Origin of the sequence: Vibrio sp. SG41-7 (assembly GCF_014164465.1) — a bacterium.
GTDB lineage: Bacteria > Pseudomonadota > Gammaproteobacteria > Enterobacterales > Vibrionaceae > Vibrio > Vibrio splendidus.
The window spans coordinates 24,393-42,499 of sequence record NZ_JACJFF010000041.1 but is presented as its reverse complement, the minus strand read 5'-3'; the positions used below and the strand labels follow the sequence as shown (position 1 = coordinate 42,499).

Annotated in this window: 14 protein-coding genes and 1 pseudogene; 9 read left to right on the top strand and 6 right to left on the bottom strand. The window is 44.9% G+C overall.

The window, feature by feature from the left end; genetic code table 11:
* Positions 1 to 96 precede the first annotated feature (96 nt).
* The 3 genes and pseudogenes from H5300_RS12820 to H5300_RS28340 form a co-directional block, all read right to left on the bottom strand.
* A complete protein-coding gene (locus H5300_RS12820; protein WP_182796129.1) occupies positions 97 to 3,276 on the bottom strand; it encodes an efflux RND transporter permease subunit in 3,180 nt (1,059 codons plus the stop codon).
* Positions 3,273 to 4,451 carry an efflux RND transporter periplasmic adaptor subunit gene (locus tag H5300_RS12815; protein WP_182796128.1) on the bottom strand — a complete coding sequence of 393 codons (1,179 nt, stop codon included), beginning with the start codon at positions 4,449 to 4,451 and terminating at the stop codon, positions 3,273 to 3,275. Before H5300_RS12815 ends, H5300_RS12820 begins: the two co-directional genes overlap by 4 nt.
* Positions 4,441 to 5,375: pseudogene (locus tag H5300_RS28340) on the bottom strand (ABC transporter six-transmembrane domain-containing protein). Before H5300_RS28340 ends, H5300_RS12815 begins: the two are co-directional and overlap by 11 nt.
* Positions 5,376 to 5,530: 155 nt before the next feature.
* On the opposite strand from H5300_RS28340, the gene H5300_RS12805 reads away from it, so the two are divergent.
* The 5 genes from H5300_RS12805 to H5300_RS12785 all read left to right on the top strand — a co-directional run bounded on the left by H5300_RS12805 (position 5,531) and on the right by H5300_RS12785 (position 9,268).
* A complete protein-coding gene (locus H5300_RS12805) occupies positions 5,531 to 6,133 on the top strand; it encodes a hypothetical protein (RefSeq protein WP_182796127.1) in 603 nt (200 codons plus the stop codon).
* 11 nt (positions 6,134 to 6,144) lie between these two features.
* Complete coding sequence (locus H5300_RS12800; protein ID WP_102442437.1) at positions 6,145 to 7,056, top strand: sterol desaturase family protein; 912 nt, start codon at positions 6,145 to 6,147, stop codon at positions 7,054 to 7,056.
* Positions 7,057 to 7,064: 8 nt separating this feature from the next.
* Positions 7,065 to 7,739: a response regulator transcription factor gene (locus H5300_RS12795; RefSeq protein ID WP_182796126.1), complete on the top strand. Its 675-nt coding sequence runs from the start codon at positions 7,065 to 7,067 to the stop codon at positions 7,737 to 7,739.
* On the top strand, positions 7,736 to 9,028 hold the full coding sequence (locus tag H5300_RS12790; protein WP_182796125.1) for a sensor histidine kinase KdpD: 1,293 nt from the start codon (positions 7,736 to 7,738) through the stop codon (positions 9,026 to 9,028). The genes H5300_RS12795 and H5300_RS12790 overlap by 4 nt, the downstream gene beginning before the upstream one ends.
* 87 nt (positions 9,029 to 9,115) lie before the next feature.
* On the top strand, positions 9,116 to 9,268 hold the full coding sequence (locus H5300_RS12785; protein WP_009844874.1) for a hypothetical protein: 153 nt from the start codon (positions 9,116 to 9,118) through the stop codon (positions 9,266 to 9,268).
* Between the two features lie 141 nt (positions 9,269 to 9,409).
* On the opposite strand, the gene H5300_RS12780 is transcribed toward H5300_RS12785, so the two are convergent.
* On the bottom strand, positions 9,410 to 9,733 hold the full coding sequence (locus tag H5300_RS12780; protein ID WP_182796124.1) for a DOPA 4,5-dioxygenase family protein: 324 nt from the start codon (positions 9,731 to 9,733) through the stop codon (positions 9,410 to 9,412).
* A 182-nt stretch (positions 9,734 to 9,915) separates the two neighbouring features.
* A complete protein-coding gene (gene yghU / locus H5300_RS12775) occupies positions 9,916 to 10,773 on the bottom strand; it encodes a glutathione-dependent disulfide-bond oxidoreductase (protein WP_182796123.1) in 858 nt (285 codons plus the stop codon).
* Positions 10,774 to 11,048: 275 nt separating this feature from the next.
* Between yghU and H5300_RS12770 the strand changes: the two genes are divergently transcribed.
* The gene (locus H5300_RS12770; protein ID WP_004730279.1) at positions 11,049 to 11,393 is read left to right on the top strand and encodes a YajD family HNH nuclease; all 345 of its coding nucleotides are present in this window, start codon (positions 11,049 to 11,051) and stop codon (positions 11,391 to 11,393) included.
* 170 nt (positions 11,394 to 11,563) lie between these two features.
* Here H5300_RS12770 and H5300_RS12765 read toward each other — a convergent pair whose 3' ends face one another.
* Positions 11,564 to 11,944, bottom strand: coding sequence for a hypothetical protein (locus tag H5300_RS12765; protein WP_017079766.1), 381 nt, complete (start codon positions 11,942 to 11,944; stop codon positions 11,564 to 11,566).
* A 594-nt stretch (positions 11,945 to 12,538) separates the two neighbouring features.
* On the opposite strand from H5300_RS12765, the gene H5300_RS12760 reads away from it, so the two are divergent.
* From H5300_RS12760 to H5300_RS12750, 3 genes are all read left to right on the top strand, one after another.
* A complete protein-coding gene (locus tag H5300_RS12760) occupies positions 12,539 to 13,777 on the top strand; it encodes an OFA family MFS transporter (RefSeq protein ID WP_017079765.1) in 1,239 nt (412 codons plus the stop codon).
* Between the two features lie 57 nt (positions 13,778 to 13,834).
* A complete protein-coding gene (locus H5300_RS12755) occupies positions 13,835 to 15,517 on the top strand; it encodes a VRR-NUC domain-containing protein (protein WP_182796122.1) in 1,683 nt (560 codons plus the stop codon).
* Between the two features lie 157 nt (positions 15,518 to 15,674).
* The gene (locus tag H5300_RS12750; protein WP_182796121.1) at positions 15,675 to 18,029 is read left to right on the top strand and encodes a fatty acid cis/trans isomerase; all 2,355 of its coding nucleotides are present in this window, start codon (positions 15,675 to 15,677) and stop codon (positions 18,027 to 18,029) included.
* The last annotated feature ends 78 nt before the right edge of the window (positions 18,030 to 18,107 follow it).

The window sequence follows — 18,107 nt, the reverse complement described above, 5'->3', positions numbered from 1 at the left end:
ATAGCTTTATTGAACTGGATAGCTTTATTGAACTGGATAGCTTTATTGAACTGGACAGCTTGGCTTCACTATCGTCTTTGTCCTTTATAAAATCAATCACGAGCGCTCCAAAGTGAGTTCTTCTAATGAATCTTGCTCGCCCAGTTCTTTTTCGATTAGATTTTCAACTAGCGGCGGCTTGCGACAAAACAAACCAAGCAGCACGGGAATCAAAATCAGAGTCACCGTAGTGGCAAACAACTCACCAAACACCAAAGATACTGCCGCTGGTTTCAAGTATTGCGCCTGCTCTGCGGTTTCGCTTAGCAATGGCAACAATCCACACACAGTGGTTATCGTGGTTAAGAAAATCGCTCTCAAACGGCTGGTACCCGCAATGACTAACGCTTGCTGTAACGGTACGCCTTGGCGATATTCAGCGTTAAAACGAGTGATCAACACCAACGAGTCATTAATCACGATGCCTGTCATTGCCATCATGCCGAACATTGAAAGAATACTGATGGGTAAATTCATCAAGTAGTGACCAAAAATCGCACCTGCAAAACCAAACGGGATCACTGCCATGATGATCATCGGCTGCCAATAAGACTTCAAAGGCACCGCCAACAAAATGTAGATCATGATGAGCGTCAGTATCATCGCTGATTTGAAGCCGTTCGACACCTCACCGATTTCTTCAAATTCGCCGCCCGCTTTTATCGTCACACTTGGAAACTGTAAGTGCAGAGATTCAATCGTATCTTCGAGTTGCTCACGTGTTTTCTCTGGTGATTGCAAGTCTCGGTTCTGCTTCCAATACAGGTTAATTACTTGCTCTCGGTCGCGGCGATAAACCACTTGCGGTTCTTGCTCATGACGAAACTCGGCAATATCACCCATCATCACGCTTCCGCCATTAGGTAACATGATAATTGCCTGTTGTAGCTGAGCTAAGGTTCTGCGTTCCTCTCTCGGATATTGCAGAAGCACCTTGGTCTCTTGCCCGTTTTCTAACAAGCGATGCACTTCTCTTTCGCCAAACGCTTCGCCTGCTAACTGAGCCAGGTTCGCTTGCGTTAACCCTAACTGCTGACCATATTGATTCAATGCCAAGCGAACTTGCGGTAAACCATCCTGACCATCGTCGTAAACATCCGATACGCCTTTCAACGAAGCCAAAGTGTCCGCTAGCTCCTCGCTAACTAGAGAAGCAAGCTCACGATCATTGGAAGAGATCTTTAAGAATGTTCCACCAGCAGGCTCCTCTGCCGCGCTGAACTTAACCGAATAAGCGCCTTCTATTTGGCCTGTGTTTTCTCTCCATCGCTTCAACAATAAATTACCCGGCAATGAGCTTAAGGATTCGTTGGTGAGCTCAGCTGTGACTTCAATTTCGCCATAGCCATCAGACCAGGCAAGTAGGTTAACAACAGGCTTTTCTTGTAATGGGTAATCGTCCATCAAACCTTTTTCAACTTTTGTCATTGCTTGCTCTACTTGCAACAAGGCTTGGCGCTGTAAAGGCAATGGTGCGTCATCTTCCAGTTCAATAACCGCGGTGATGTAACGCCCCGGAATTTCAGGAAACAACGCACTGCGAATCGCACCGTTAGACCACATGCCATAAGCCAGTGAGATAACTGCCACAAACCCAAGCAGGGACGCGACTTTGTAGCCAAGTGCAAACTCCAATACTGGCTTGTAGATGTTGAGATTAAACCACTGCAACCCGCCTTGAGCAGCATTCTGAACTTTGGCGAACAAACCCTTTGATGGCTTTTTCACAGAAAGCTGAGCCAGGTGTGACGGCAAAATAAACTTACTTTCGATAAGCGAGAATATCAGCGCAAAGATCACCACGGCTGAAAACCCAGCCAATACTTTGGCTAGCTCGTTATTAATCCATAACATTGGAGAAAACGCAGCGATGGTTGTGAGCACACCAAACACGGTAGCCACTGATACTGAGTTAACGCCCAGCCAAGCGGCTGTCTTTCCATTTATATTAGAAGGGCCGTTTATATTTGATAAACCATTGATATTAGAAGAATAGCCGACGTTCCCCGTCCGTTTTTCATGTATCGCTTCACCTACAACAACCGCATCATCCACCAGCACACCGAGAACCAAAATAAACCCAAATAGAGTGATGTCGTTGATGCTGTAGTTGAACAACTGCATTGCTGCCAACGTTCCAGTGAGCGCAATTGGAATGCCCATCGCGACCCAAAAGGCTAGCCTGATTTCCAGAAAGATCCCAAGTAGAACTACGACGATCAATAACCCTTGCCATGCATTCTCACTCAAACGAAATAGCTGTTCTTCAATGTAAGGTGCCATGTCGGCCATGGTATTTAGCTCAATATCCGACGGCAAAATCGCGCGCTGGGCATCAAGCGTTTCACTTATCGCTTCACTGACTTTGAGTAGGTTGTCGGTTTGGCTCGTACTGACCAATAATGCGATGGCGTTAGAGCCATTGTTACGCACGATAGAACCACTGTATTGGTAACCACGACTTAACTTGGCGATGTCTCCCAGCAGTATTTTTCCGTTGCTTCCTGAAATCACAACAAGCTGATTCAACTTCTGTAGATCATCGGCGTATCCGTCACCACGAATCACCATTCGGCCTTTGTCACTAATCAGCTCACCGCTACGAGTCTCAAGCGAACGCTGCTCAACGAGCTCTGCGAGATCTTCTAAGCTCAACCCTAACGCTTTCAGTTGGTCTGGATCTGGCTCGATAACCAATTGAGATGGGCGAGTTCCCCAATTTGATACCTTCGAGATACGCGGATTCTTCTTTAGCGCTTGTTCAAGTTGCTTGGCGATGGGTTGCAGTTCGTCATCGGTTCTCGGCCCAGACACCACCACGAACGCGGCTAAATTAGTAAATTCGTTTCGCACGACTTGCGGCCTGTCCGCTTGCACGGGAAAGCCATTGATGGCGTTAACTTGATTACGAATGTCATCCAACAACTTGTCTAAATCTGTGCTACTGGTTTTACGGACCATGACCTGAGAAATCCCAGCACTCGACTGACTGGTGATCTGTTTGATGCCTGCAACACCACTGATTGACTCTTCGATTCGCTGCGTCACACTCTCATCGATCTGTTGCGCCGTACCGCCAGGGTAAGTAACGCTGATACTGATGGAAGAAGGAGCGATTTGTGGAAACGACTCGACACGCAATTGTCCGAACGCAAGCACACCACTGATAACAATCGCCATCATCAACAAATTGGCAGCAACAGGGTTATTAATAAACCATTTGGTCATCCAACTCATTGGTTTACCTCCTCAATCTGTTCATCATCAGATTGGCTCGCGATCATGGATTCTGAACTATCATCTTGATAAAAGTTAGGCTCGACTTGCTTACCAATTAACATTGAAGAAAGCGGATATTGTACCACTCTGCGAACTTGTCCACTTTGCTGATTAAACCGAATATCGAGCACCTGATTACCTTGCCCAATCAAGGATACCGACTCTTTACGTAGACGATCATTGTTGTCTAACGTCCACACATATCCGTCTCGGGTCATCGCGCTCAAAGGCACGCTGGCTACGTTGTCCTTTAGCCCTAACTTAACCACAGCCTGAACCTGCTGATTTGGAAACAATCTTGGCTTACTTTGATAAGGTGCCTCAACCGAAAGCACGACTTGTCTTTGACGAGTGACCGAATCAACTTGCGGCGACACATAGCGCACTTTGGCAGGCCACTGATTTCCAGAACGGTTCACCACAGTGATACTCGGCTCAGTCAGTGCGGCTTGAACTTGTTGCCAATGCATTTCAGAAATAGGCAACTCGATATCAATCGAATCACTGGCAGCCAATTCAAAAGTCACTTGCCCCGCCTCTATCCACTCTCTCGGGCTGATATGGCGCTTCATGATCACGGCATCAAAGGGCGCAGTAATCACTGATTCTTCCAACAACTTCTGTGCGCTCAGGTAAGCCTGTTTTGCTTGTTTGAGATTAGCTTTCGCTGCAAGTAATTGAGGCTCTCTACGAGCAAAAGACGAACTCGTTTTCGGGTTCAGCATTTTTAACGCGACCGTTTGCTCATGCTTAGTTTGCTTCAATTCCAATTCTGCTTGTTTCAATGAGCTCAACGCCTGAGCCAAGTTCGCATCAACCGCACTAGTATCTAACCTTGCTAACACATCGCCTTTGTTAACCAAATTCCCCGGTTCAATGCTTTCATCTAGCCATTTCAACTGTGCGCTACTGGATGCTTTCAACTGCACAGGCCAACGCGCAGCAGTTACACCTAATACCGTTAACGTCGATTGATGCTGTGATGGAGTCACCTCTAACACTGAAACTGGGGCAAGGACGGCTTCTTTCTTCACTGGCTGGGTAGCTTCAGGTTCCAATTCATCAACAATAACCAACGCGATAAAGATGGCTGCGCAACCGACTAATACAGAAAGTGGCTTTTTAAATTTCATGAGGTATCTCCTTGGTAACCTGTTGAGTGGCGGTGTGATTAAGGCGCTGACTGATTTCAGTGAGACGAGAAAGGGTTTGTAATGTGATTGGTAACATCACTGCGGTTTCAACAAACTCCAGTGAATAAGTGACGATGGAGAACACTTGACCCGCAGTCGGCTCAATAAGCTGACTCACCATCCATAAATTGCCGATGACCGCGCCAAACAACACGATAAAAATCAGGCCATAGACAACAGCTTCGGTATCAGACAGCTTGATGTCACACTGTTTGAGGCGCTCAAAGTGCCAACGAAGTGCAGATAAGCGAACACCACTCAGCAACTTCACTTGCTGTTCAACTTGGTCGTTAAATTGGCCATTGAGTCGTGTAAATGTTCGGTGGAATACGCCGTAAATAACCAGCATCGACAACCCTGCAAACAACATGCAAAGCGCCAACGAGAAGTGAAACGTTGAGAGGATAACCACCGTCGCGACAAGCTGAACTATCGCGGTCATCAAAGTAGGCAAATCATCTTCTAGAAAATCAACCAGCTCACGAGACATGGTTAGCCGAGCGTCTTTGGTCGAAATAGATAAACCGCGTAGGTTACGCTCAACAAGGTTTGCCGGTTTGCCAGTTTGACGCGAATAGCACCATACACACGGGTATCGTAAAAACGACGAACGACACTGATGATCACCAATACAAAAAGAATCAGTGCCAACATCATCAAAGGCTGAAAGCTTTGGTTTAACACGCCGTCGATGGCGTAACCAATAAACAACGGCAGCAGAATAAGCATCACGTTTTCAGCCAATACCATTAACCAAGTCGCAGCGACCTTTAATGGATTAAGCCGAATAATCGTCAGCAGAGAGATGGGATGTTTGAATAGCATTATTGAGCCCACAAATGAATATGGCACCAGTATTACCAATCCGATATGGAAAAAAGTGTCCCAAATTGCTGTATTAACAATTTAGGCAATCGACGAATTCGCTGTTGACCACTAAAAAGCGAGCTCGGTTACCTTTTGTTTACCTCTCCTCCTTTACTGTCCTTGATAAGAAAAATGAACCACAAGGAAAGAGCATGAAATTATTCGCTTCATTACTCACGACAGTCGGTATTACTGGTGTTGTCTGGGGGCTATTACATATTCAGCCTGCGATTGCGGATGCATCGACGGAGCAGCCAATCGCTGAGTTATCAACGAACAAGTCATCAATCGACAAACAGCCAAAAAACAAGTCCGTAGAGGTCAAACAACAGGCGACTGCAAACACGACTTTTCTGCAAGGTTTGAGCAAGACGATTCCATTAGAGGATGTTCCTGAGTTATGGGTGGACTTCTACCAGAGCCTCGAAGTCAATGACAAAGAGACCGCACAACAACAAGTCATCGTGATCTATCAAGACATCAGCTTAGATTTCAGCGAAGCAACAATCACGATTGGCTTCCCGACTCAGCAATCAAGATTAAATAAAAACAAACCCTTAATTAAGATTCCAATCAAAGCCAAAGGCACGCTTCTACTAGGTAAAGGCGAACATACCGAACAGGAATTAGCACAAGCTTGGGAAGGTATCGCGATATTAAAAGAAGTGGACATGGTTATAGAGCACCACCAACTCAATCAGCATGGGTTGCCAGGTTCTAGCGAGTTATACGTCTATTATAAGAACAACCAGTAAAGGATTTAGTTATGGATTTCACTTTGGATAGCATTGGGAGCTTTCTCTCTCAAACATTCACAGAAACAAGCATCATCCTTACCGAGACTTGGGTAGATGATAATTTTCTGCTGCTTGCTCTGGCTCTGTTTATCTTTGAGCTTATCCGCTATGCCTTTAAGAAAAAGCTCAGCTGGAATATGTTGGGAGACAGCGCGACCAACTTAGTCACCTTGTTCTTCCTATTGGTTACCGTTTTCTTTGTCGGGTTAGCTTATGTTGGTGCGTTTGTTTACGCCTACGAGAACTTCAGCCTAACTCAACTGCCAATATCCGGTTGGACAATTCTGGGGTGCTTGATCTTGGCCGATCTCGCGTACTATTGGGAACACAGATTCTTGCACAGCAACGGTTTAGCATGGGGAACGCACTCTGTTCACCATAGCTCGCCTTACTTTAATATCTCGGTCGCCTATCGCTTCGGGCCTTTGGATTGGTTCTTCCCGTTCTTCTTTCACTTGCCGTTGATTCTGCTTGGTTTCAATCCGTTTGTGGTTCTGATGTGTGAAACCTTTGTTCAACTGTTTCAAACACTGCTGCACACTGAAACGGTTAAACGACTACCTCGCCCTGTTGAAGCGGTGTTTAATACGCCTTCACACCACCGAGTGCATCACGCGACCAACAAGCAGTATCTTGATAAGAACTACGCTGGGATCTTTATTATTTGGGATCGTATGTTCGGCACCTTCGCCAAAGAAGAGGAAGAAGTCAGATATGGCGTGTTCCCGAGAATCAACTCTGTGAACCCATTTAAGGTATATTTCCACGGCTACGTTAAACTGTGCCAACAATTATGGCACGCGCCAAATTGGAACTACCGACTACAACTTCTTATTCAACCGCCTATCTGGGCTTGGAAAAGAGAACGAGAAACAAAGTAAGGACACTTATGAGTATTAACGCCCTGTTGATTGAAGACGACAGCGACTTGGCAGAAGCCATTGCAGACTATATGGAACTCGATGGGTTCGAATTCGATTTTGCTTACAATGGCAGCGCGGGTCTAAATCTCGCTTTAGAGGGGCGTTATGACATCATCTTAACGGACATCAACATGCCTAAAATGGATGGGCTTGATGTCTGCCAATCTCTTAGGAAGCAAGGCGTGACCACTCCGATTCTCATGCTAACGGCAAGAGACACGTTAGAAGACAAGATCGCGGGGTTCGAGGTGGGTTCGGATGACTATCTAGTGAAGCCGTTTGCGATGGAAGAACTCAAAGTACGGTTGATGGCACTAGTGCGCCGCGCTCAAGGCTCCGTGACGTCATTGTCTGTGGCAGACCTCAAACTGGACTTGGACAAGCACCAAGCTGTCAGAGACAGCAAGCTATTGAAACTCTCCCCTGTATGTTGGCGAATGCTCGTGATGTTAGTGCGAAACAGCCCTAACATGGTGAGTAAAGCCAAGCTTGAAGAAGCATGGGAAGATGAAATGCCAAGTTCGGATAGTATGAAGGCGCACTTGTTTAAACTTCGACAAGTGGTTGATGCGCCCTTTGACTCAAAGCTAATTCACACGGTTCATGGTATTGGTGTTGTCTTGCATGAGGAGCCATCATGAAACGCGCGGACATGAATCGAGTCAGTATCAAGCGTGATATCTACCTCTACTTATTTGGCATCGTCGTATTACTCACAGCCATCTACAGCTTGATGGTTTCACAGAGCTATCACATTGGCCTTAATGAATCGGCAAAATATGGATTCTTGTATGAGTTGGAAGTGGCAGAGCAGCAATACATCGAAACAGGGCAACTGCCAGACTACCAAAACCCGACATTCCAAGCCTTTCTAAGTTATTCAGATCTCCCCACTAAGTTCCAACAAGCTTTTGATTGGAAAGCATTTGATAACGATGCAATTTATGAACACTACGAGCTTTCGTCGAACAGCGAGTCAGGTCAGTACCTCTACGCAGCCAAGCATTCGATATCAGGTAGCGACGAAGCGCTATACATCATTTCTGAATATGATGAAGCGATTTACTTGAATCTATTCGAGCTGAACCCTCCTGATTCCGTTAACCAAATAAACAATGCTTTTATCGCCATAGGTGCCCTTTTACTCTTGGTATTTTTGATCATTCGCCTACTGATACATCGAGTCACCAAACCGATTATTACGCTATCAAAATGGTCTGAATCTATGGACGTGGACAAGACTGAAGGGCTGACTCAATTTCGCTATAAAGAGATCGATCAGTTAGCTTCGCAACTAGTTAAGAGCGTACAAGGTGAGCGTCAGGCCAATGAGCGTGAGAGCTTTTTCTTAAGAGCTGCGAGCCACGAACTAAGAACACCGATTGCCACTATTTCAGCCAGTGGCGATATGCTGGTTCGGTTATCTGAAACTATCCCTAACAGCGGCCAACGAGCGGTCGCACGAATCCAACGTTCGGCCACCAACATGAAAGCCTTGGTAACGACTCTGTTGTGGATGAGTCGTAATAGTGAAATGGAAACCAACTATGAGCAAATCAAGCTGACTCCCCTGCTCAACAACATCATCGAAAGCCAACGTTACCTTCTCAAAAACAAAGAAGTAGAGATCCACACCAAGGTCGACCAAGGCGAACACTCCCTTCCCCGTGAGTTAACAGAGGTTGTGCTCACCAACTTGGTCCGAAATGCATTCCAACACGGTGGTAGCGGAGATATCAGAATCACACTGACAGAACATCAGTTTGAGGTAACCAACCGCTTGGAAGATGAAAACATGGCAAACAACTCTGAACAACAAACCTCTTTTGGTATCGGCCTAGAGCTCATTGATCGCGTTTGTCAGAACCAAGGTTGGCAGTTTACTCATCAAGTTCACAACAATGAGTTCATCGTCAAAGTCATGCTATAGCGATTTTCTAAATGGTTATTGGGTGGTGACCAAAAGTTTACCTTGGCTTGGTTATGCTAGTCGCACAATCTAGTTAGGAGTTATTTTATGGGCACTTGGATTTTAGAAACACTGTTGTGGGCTGTGGTAACGGTGGCGGTTTGTGTCGCGATTTGGGGGCTGTACTTACCTAATATATTAATCGCATTAGGTGTGTCGGTAGCAGTATCGTTGTTGCTAGGTAATAGCTGGAGAAGCTAGAATTTAGGCAAGAAGACAATGAGCAAAACGAGGTGTGCACCGACGCACCCGACAGCACCTACATTACTAAGTTACTAAGTTACTAAGTTACTAAGTTACTAAGTACAAATATTAGGTACACACTGTCGGGCGCGAATTAAATTAGCTACTTAACGTTTCTTCAAAAACACCTAGCTCACGACCAAGCCAAATCGCGCGTACTGTGTGATCCAGAGTTTCTTCGCCACCCGTTACTGGGTGAATAAGCACCGGCATATCACCGCGTTCTTGCTCAAGCCACTCAACAATACCCGACTCTTTGTTCGCAAAGTGAATCTCAAACATCGGCATCTTATGTGGGCCAACCAAACGCTGTATTAATGGAAAAGTCTCTAACACATCTTTGCGTTCCGATAGAATTTTCTGACGCAGTGTTTCTGCCTGCTCTGCAAAGCGCAGAGGGAAATAGATATGACCGTGGTACATGGCACCATCCTTTAGAATTATGATGTCGCGATTTTATACCTAAACCGCCTTTAATAGCTAAATCTAAATAAGTGGACTTACTATGGAAAAAATCCGTAGGAACAAAAAACTAGAGTTTGAGTTAACGTTGGCCGCTAAAACAAACTCTAGAGATACTGGTGTCGACTATCGTTTTAAAATCACTACGGGCGTAGCTTTAAAACACGGTCAATGTCTTCTGCAGAATGGCGCTCTGGTACTTGCTCCAACTCTTCGCCAAATGAACGGTTAACCACTCGACCGCGCTGGAAACCTTCGCGCGCTTCTAGTTGCTTCGCCCAGCGAACTACGTTGGCGTAAGACTCAACTTGAAGGAATTCAGCGGCATCATATGTTTTACCTAGTACAAGGTTGCCATACCAAGGCCAAATCGCGATATCTGCGACACTAAGCTCTTCGCCTGCCACATACGTGTTATTCGCTAACTGTTTGTCTAATACATCTAGTTGACGCTTCACTTCCATCGCAAAACGGTTAATTGGGTATTCTTGCTTTTCATCGGCGTAAGCATAGAAGTGGCCAAAGCCACCACCTAGGAATGGTGCAGAGCCTTGCGCCCAGAACAACCAATTTAATGTTTGAGTGCGAGCAGCGCCCTCTTTCGGTAAAAAGTGACCAAACTTTTCGGCCAAGTGCATCAAGATGGATGCCGATTCAAAGACATTCACATCTTCGTCACCAGACTTATCAACAAGTGCTGGTATTTTCGAATTCGGATTTACACCAACAAAGCCAGAAGAGAACTGATCCGCCTCACCAATGTTGATCAAGTACGCATCATATTCAGCTTCTTTAACACCTGCCGCTAACAACTCTTCCAGCAAGATAGTGACTTTTTGACCGTTAGGTGTACCAAGGGAATACAATTGAAAAGCATGATCACCAACAGGAAGCTCTTTATCAAAGCGAGCGCCAGATTCAGGACTATTGATATTTGCCCACTTGTTACCACCATCAGCATCGTTAACCCAAACTTTTGGCGGTGTGTATTGTTCTGACATGATATTTCCTTATTAATATAGGGTAGCTTTAACTGATATTAGGTCACGCTCCCTTGGTTAAAACCCCTAAATACAATTTCTTTTCAAACTGTTAAGCATGGCTTATTCCAGAAAGACATAACCTGCTTTATGAGATAGTACACGTAAAAGATAAGTGCCCAATCAAATCTAAACCCCATATCGGTTAGTACGACACGTGATTTAGTCACGACATTCCTACAGCTTCCAGAAAGCTGTGATAAAATCGGGGGATTACAATTGATAAGGATTTGGCAATGTCTTCAGATTACACAGGCTCGAGTGCAGCGTACGCTCGCCAAGAGAAAGGCTACCGCGAAAAAGCACTGAAACTGTACCCTTGGGTTTGTGGTAAATGTGCACGTGAATTTGTTTACTCAAACTTGAGAGAGCTTACCGTTCACCACGTGGATCACGACCATACAAACAACCCTGAAGATGGCAGCAACTGGGAACTACTGTGCTTGTACTGTCACGATCATGAGCACTCAAAATACACAGACCATGACCGTTACGGCGTTGATGCTAAGGCTCGTTTAGACGACCACCAATCAGCGACGCACAACCCTTTCGCCGATCTAGCGAAGTTGATGAAGAAGTAAACAATTCCTTCTTTGTAAAAGCGAGTCGTTCGAATAACAAGAAACCCCAGTATGTCGCCATACTGGGGTTTCTTTTATCTGCCTTATAAATAGAGTTCACTCAAGTTAAGGCCAGATCAAAAGAGCCTTCCGAAGAAGGCTCTTTTTAGAATTCTATATTAGGTCTGCAATTAAGCTGCTGCTTCCTTGCGAGACTCTTCTACCTGCTTAGCGCGTTTTTTTAGCGTCAACTTATCGCGGTATGCAAACCAAACGTAAGACACAACCACTAAGAAGAACAGGTATGACAATGAGAAAATGAACGGTGATTGAATGATATCGTTCGAGATACCCCAAGAAACACCGACAACTGTCACTGCAATTTTCGCGAAAAAGCCACACATCAATAACATTAGAGCTAACTGTGGGAAACGCGTGCTACGGAAAGCTAACCAATAGCAACTACCCACTGCCAATGCAGCAATATAGAAGCCAAACAAGAAAGAGTGGATATGGTCAGCTGCCGCTACACCACCAGAAATTGACATCAATAGAATTAAAAACAGTTTCATAATACTCGCCTCGCCATAAGTTGGAAACGCATCCTTTCAAATTTGGAATCTCAGTTTGCGTACTATTTTCCCACTTTTTTTCAACAACACAACCCCTCCAATCGAACAAAATGTAAGCAAAGGTACCGCCAAAAACCACCCGTAACAACTGGTTAACATTTTGTTTTTAATAAAACTCCGTTACTCCTTGTCTCATATGGACAAAGCTCCACTTCGATTTATTTTGTTACACAAAATTAACCTTAGAAAATAATTAAAATAATTCGTAACTCTGTGATATCCGCACGGAATACGTGGCAATTCAGAAATACTTATCGAAGAACACCTTAAAAAATAGGCTCGCCACGTTAAAAAGAACAAAACAGAAAGGTATTAAATACAATTACAAAACCAATAAAAAACAACTTATTAACAAGTTTGAGTTTATTTACCAAAAATGGAAAAAGAGATTCCAATCACATTTTTATTGGTTATAATCCGCGCTCTTTTGCGCTGTCTGTTGATAAACGCAAACTAATTTTGAAGAAACAATCACAATAACCCGTCTTTAGTTAAGTGGCTCACCACTAACCAACGACAAAACTGAGAATAAAAATGAGCAAGATTGATAAAGCATCACGTATCCTGCTAGCAGGCTTCTGTATCAACCTTTGTCTTGGCATCCTGTATGCTTGGAGTGTATTTAACAAGGCGCTAGTCACCGAAGCTGGTTGGAGTGCTGCTGAAGCATCTGCACCTTACGCTATTGCAACTATCACATTCTCTGTTTGTCTTCTTGTTGCAGGCATCCTACAAGACCGTATGGGCCCACGTAAGATCCTTATTCTTGGTACAGCGCTTACTGGCCTAGGTATGATTGCTTCTGGCTTCGCTACGACTCCTATGATGCTAAATCTAACGTTTGGTGTGATGACAGGTGCTGGTATCGGCTTTGGTTACGCATGTCTTTCTCCATCAGCAATGAAATGGTTCCATTCTTCTAAGAAAGGTATGGTTAACGGTCTAATCGCTGCAGGTTTTGGTCTTGCTGCTATTTACCTAGCACCACTCACTTCTGCGCTAATCGACAGCATGGGTATTCAAACAAGCTTTATGATTCTTGGTGCCGGCGTACTTGCGATTGCAGTACCTCTAGCAGCAACAATCAACAACCCACCAGCGGATTACACGCCAGCTGAGCCTAAAGTAAAAGCAGGCCAAGCACCTAAGGCAGTTAAGAAGACTGAAGACCTAACTTGGAAAGTAATGCTGAAGACTCCTCAGTTCTACTCTCTATGGATCATGTACGCATTTGCTGCTTCTGTTGGTCTTATGATCATCGGTAACATCACTACGATTGCTAGCGTTCAAGCGAACCTACCAAACGCAGTTTACCTAGCGTCTATCCTTGCTGTGTTCAACTCAGGCGGCCGTGTTGCTGCGGGTATGCTTGCAGATAAAATCGGTGGCGTACGTACTCTACTTCTAGCGTTCATCCTTCAAGGCGCGAACATGGCTCTATTCGCTACGTTCAACTCTGAATTCACGCTAATCATTGGTACGGCTATCGCAGCTGTTGGTTACGGTACGCTTCTAGCAGTATTCCCAACATTGACTGCTGAGTTCTACGGCCTGAAAAACTACGGTACTAACTACGGCGTGCTTTACACGGCATGGGGTATCGGCGGCGCTATCGGTGCAGCGGTTGTTGGTTACTCAATGACAAACGGCGAAGGTTACGGCCTAGCTTACACAATCTCTGCAGCTATGATGGCAGTGTGTATTGTTCTTGCAATCGTCACCAAGCCAATCTCTGAAGCTAAAGTTTCTGAACTAAAAGCATCTCAAGCTTAATCATCAGAAAAGATTGAATTTGTTACTGAAGAGCTTAACCTTAGGGTTAGGCTCTTTTTGTATCAAGCGACGAACCCATTGACGATAGAAACCACTCTTCAGCTCTCCTCTACTTATTATCTCGATAACTTCAATCGGTTGGTTGAACACGCTCAAACGCTCTATACCGATCTTCTAAGTGACGATGAATGTCGTTGGTTGTCCGCATACAAACGTCTTTCCGTTTCAAGCCAATGCTTAATGGTTCGTTTGCTTTCTCGTAAAGGCCGTTGGTTTCGCAGCGATAAACTCAACTATGTTGAGATCCCTGATTTAAATAGCGCATTGCAAGAACTAAGCACCGCAGGCTTTATTGCGTTAAGTCATCCCGCCGAACAACATGACCTTGTCATTAGCAATGTCGAACTCGGATTGCACTTGCTCACCAAACCAGAGCTGTTAAATGTATTCCCTGCCTTTAAGAGCAACAAAACCGCGAAGAAAGATGAGCTGTTGTTACTGCTTGATCAGCAACCTTTTGATCAATTTCAAAACCTAAACTTCGACTGTATTTACATCATCGAAGCTCAAGTTATCGATGTTTTGCTGTTACTCTTCTTTGCCAACACCTATCAAGACTTAAGCCAGTTCGTGTTAAGCGACCTTGGGCTCAACACCTTTGAGAACTACCCATTAAGCAAGCAGCGCCGCTTCTTCACTTCTAGAAATCAACTCAATCAACTGATCCAGATGCGCGATATTCAACGCCAATATTCTGAGGGCGACCGTAAAGACCCAGAGTTTCTTGAACTCCTTTTACAATCGATACCCGCGGAATCGGAACACAGAAGCATTGCCAGAAAACGATCGCGTTTGATCAATAATATTGCTCGCGATCTAGAAAGGCTTAACCTAAACGACCAAGCTGTCTTTTGGTTCAGGCAATCTACACTTCCACCCAGCAGAGAGCGACTTGCTCGCATCTACGACAAACAAGGTGAGCTAAACTTAATGAGTGACATTGTCACGCAAATGAAAGCTGCTCCATCGGATGTGTCAGAGTTGGAAGTCGCGGCTAAGCTTGAGCAAAGGTTATTACGCAAGCAAATGTTATCTATAAAGAAGGGGCACAAAGTTTCACGAACCATAAAACCGAACTGCAAAGAGATAAAACTGGAGTTAGACCTAAGCCAAACGCGAGTCGAGCTTGCGGTAAAGCAGCATTTTGAGGACCAAGGCTGGGATGTCTACTTTTCTGAGAACAGCTTTCTATGTGGCTTGTTCGGCTTGGCCTTTTGGGAGGTCATTTTTGCAGATGTTGAAGGTGCCTTGATCAATCGATACCAACATCGACCTCTGGATCTGTACCATTCCGATTTCGTAGACAAACGAGCCGAACAGGTCGAAGCGGTGTTTCAGACTCTATCTAAGCATGGGCTGAACCACTTACTCAATATTTATGACCAAAAACACGGTATTGCCAACCCATTGGTTCAATGGAACTACTTCCTTAGATCACTCGTCGAGCACAGCATGGAGGCTATTCCCAACGCCTTGATTGTTGATCTTTTCAAAGTGATATTGAGTGATTTAAAGCTATTTAGAACTGGGATGCCCGATTTGATTGCATTCAAGGACAAAGAGTTTCATTGGATTGAAGTCAAAGGCCCTGGCGATAAACTGCAAGACAACCAATGGCGCTGGATCAAAGAGTTTGAGCGATTGTCTGTCCCTTTCTCTGTTTGTTACGTCAATCAGTAAGCCTTAAGTCGACACTCTAAATTCCAACCTCGGGTGAGTGAGTCACCTCGATAAGTTGCTCAGTCCCATCAAGATCTTATCTATAAGATTGTTAGAACATGAGCATTTTCAATCATTTTCGATATAATTAGAGAAAATGCTTAATATATAAATACGTATGAATTTGAAAAAACTCTTCATTTTAGCTTTTGTTAGCGTCTTCTCAGGTTGTGCCGTCTACGCGGGTTTAAACTTCGACGAGCTGTTTGGTAAACAACAAGTTCGCGATCGCCAAGCGCCTATTCTGTCGGCTCAAGCACAACACTTCATTGATGAAGTGAAACCCATCATTGATAACCGATGTGTGGTTTGTCACGCTTGCTATGACGCACCTTGCCAGCTCAAATTGTCTTCGGTAGAAGGTATCGACCGAGGTGCGAGCAAGGCACTCGTTTATCAAGGCACCCGTTTAACCGCCTCAGCCCCTACTCGCTTGTTTGAAGATGCTTTAACCACACAAGAGTGGCGCGATGCGGATTTTCATCCAGTCCTCAACGAACGTATGCAGAACTCAACGGCTAACCTAGATGCTGGTCTTGTTTCTCGAATGTTGATCCAGAAAGAGAACCACCCACTTCCAGATCAAACCCAGCTTGAAGGTTTCGACTTTTCAACCGATCGCGACCAACAGTGCCCAACGATTGAAGAGTACGCCCAGTACGAGAGAGATTACCCAACTTGGGGCATGCCTTATGGGATGCCGAACTTAGATAAAACAGAATACGCGACTTTAATGAGTTGGTTAGAAAATGGCGCGTTAATGAACGACCACATTCCACTGAATGATGCGGAACAAGAGCTCGTTAATGTCTACGAAAGCTTTTTAAATAAGAGCGACAATAAGAGTCAACTTTCAGCACGTTACATCTATGAGCACCTGTTTTTATCTCATGTCTATTTTTCTGATTTGGCGCAACCAACACGTTTTTTCACTGTTGTTCGCTCTGCAACACCACCAGGTGAAGCGGTACAGCGCATCACGACTCGCCGCCCTTATGACGATCCAAAAGTAGACCGTGTTTACTATCGTCTGATTCCAGAGCAAGGCACCATCGTCGACAAAACGCATATGCCTTTCGCACTTAATAAAGAGCGTCTACAAAAGTGGAATACCTGGTTTGTCGACGTCAATTACGCAGTAAAACAACTTCCTAGTTACGACATCGATGTTTCTGCTAACCCAATGACATCATTTGAAGCGCTGCCAGTAAACTCGCGCTTCAACTTCATGTTAGATAACGCGCAAAACACCATCATGGCCTATATCAAAGGTCCGGTGTGTCGTGGTCAACTTGCCTTGAACGTAATTAACGACCGTTTTTGGGTTTTCTTCATCGACCCAGAGAAAGCCGATGTTCCGGAAATTAACGCCTTCTATGCGAGCCAAAAGAAGAACTTAAAGCTGCCTAGCGAGCTGAAAAGTAACACCGTACCTGTGACCAACTGGGTAAGATACGCGAAGCAACAAGCGCGATACCTAAACGCGAAATCAGACTTCACCAACCAATGGTTCGAGAGTGGCGTAAACCTAGACACTAGCATCATTTGGGATGGCGACGGCATCAACCCAAATGCTGCTCTCACCGTCTTTAGGCACTTCGATAGCGCCTCTGTTGTACAAGGGTTAGTTGGCACTCAACCTAAGACTGCGTGGATTCTTGATTATGCTCTTCTAGAGCGTATTCACTATCTTCTCGTTGCAGGCTTCGATGTTTACGGTAACTTTGGCCACCAACTGATTACACGCATGTTCATGGACTTCTTGCGTCTTGAAGGTGAGAGTAACTTCTTAACCCTTCTTCCTAAAGACGTTCGCCACATTGAACACTCTAGCTGGTACCAGAACCAAAGCGCACAACTGAGCGATTACTTGCAACGCAATATCGCCCCTTTCGACCAACCAACAAGTGTGGTTTACAAAACGGCCGATCCTAAGCGTGAACTGCTCAATATGATCAAAGATAAGCTCGCGCCTGTCCTCGATAATCGCTTTAAGATTGTTGAAACAGGTTTTGGTAAAAAGAATGAAACACTGCTTAATCAAGTGAATTTGATTAAGGGAGAAGGCCTGCGTCATGTGCCTCAATTAGTGATGATCATGATTGAAGGCGAAAATGGCGAAGAGCAATTGTTCACCATGATTCACAATAACGCGCACAGCAACATTTCTAGCTTGTTTAATGAAGAAGGTAATCGCGATTACGCCAATGATGACTTAACGCTCGTACGAGGCGTTGTCGGTAGCTACCCTGCCGCCTACCTGTCTTTAACCGAGAGCGAGATACCGACTCTGGTGAAAACGCTGCAAAGTTTGAACACAAAAGAAGACTACGTGGCGCTGCTTGATAAGTTTGCGGTACGACGCAGTTCTAACGAGTTCTGGCCGTTCAGTGATCGCGTACATCGTTGGTATCAACAAGACCAACCGATCGAGTTCGGCTTGTTGGATTACAACCGATTTGAGAACCGTTAGTTCTCACTCATAGACCATAAAAGCAAAATATCCTCTGTCTTGGCAGAGGATTTTTTGTATATGAAGAAAGTATCTCAA

Excerpts from the sequence above, each read along its gene's own strand:
- H5300_RS12780 (WP_182796124.1), bottom strand. The coding sequence starts at position 9,733 with ATGTACCACGGTCATATCTATTTCCCTCTGCGCTTTGCAGAGCAGGCA.
- H5300_RS12800 (WP_102442437.1), top strand. The coding sequence starts at position 6,145 with ATGGATTTCACTTTGGATAGCATTGGGAGCTTTCTCTCTCAAACATTC.
- H5300_RS12795 (WP_182796126.1), top strand. The coding sequence starts at position 7,065 with ATGAGTATTAACGCCCTGTTGATTGAAGACGACAGCGACTTGGCAGAA.
- H5300_RS12805 (WP_182796127.1), top strand. The coding sequence starts at position 5,531 with ATGAAATTATTCGCTTCATTACTCACGACAGTCGGTATTACTGGTGTT.
- H5300_RS12770 (WP_004730279.1), top strand. The coding sequence starts at position 11,049 with ATGTCTTCAGATTACACAGGCTCGAGTGCAGCGTACGCTCGCCAAGAG.
- H5300_RS12815 (WP_182796128.1), bottom strand. The coding sequence starts at position 4,451 with ATGAAATTTAAAAAGCCACTTTCTGTATTAGTCGGTTGCGCAGCCATC.
- H5300_RS12820 (WP_182796129.1), bottom strand. The coding sequence starts at position 3,276 with ATGAGTTGGATGACCAAATGGTTTATTAATAACCCTGTTGCTGCCAAT.
- H5300_RS12750 (WP_182796121.1), top strand. The coding sequence starts at position 15,675 with ATGAATTTGAAAAAACTCTTCATTTTAGCTTTTGTTAGCGTCTTCTCA.
- H5300_RS12760 (WP_017079765.1), top strand. The coding sequence starts at position 12,539 with ATGAGCAAGATTGATAAAGCATCACGTATCCTGCTAGCAGGCTTCTGT.
- H5300_RS12765 (WP_017079766.1), bottom strand. The coding sequence starts at position 11,944 with ATGAAACTGTTTTTAATTCTATTGATGTCAATTTCTGGTGGTGTAGCG.
- H5300_RS12785 (WP_009844874.1), top strand. The coding sequence starts at position 9,116 with ATGGGCACTTGGATTTTAGAAACACTGTTGTGGGCTGTGGTAACGGTG.
- H5300_RS12790 (WP_182796125.1), top strand. The coding sequence starts at position 7,736 with ATGAAACGCGCGGACATGAATCGAGTCAGTATCAAGCGTGATATCTAC.
- yghU (WP_182796123.1), bottom strand. The coding sequence starts at position 10,773 with ATGTCAGAACAATACACACCGCCAAAAGTTTGGGTTAACGATGCTGAT.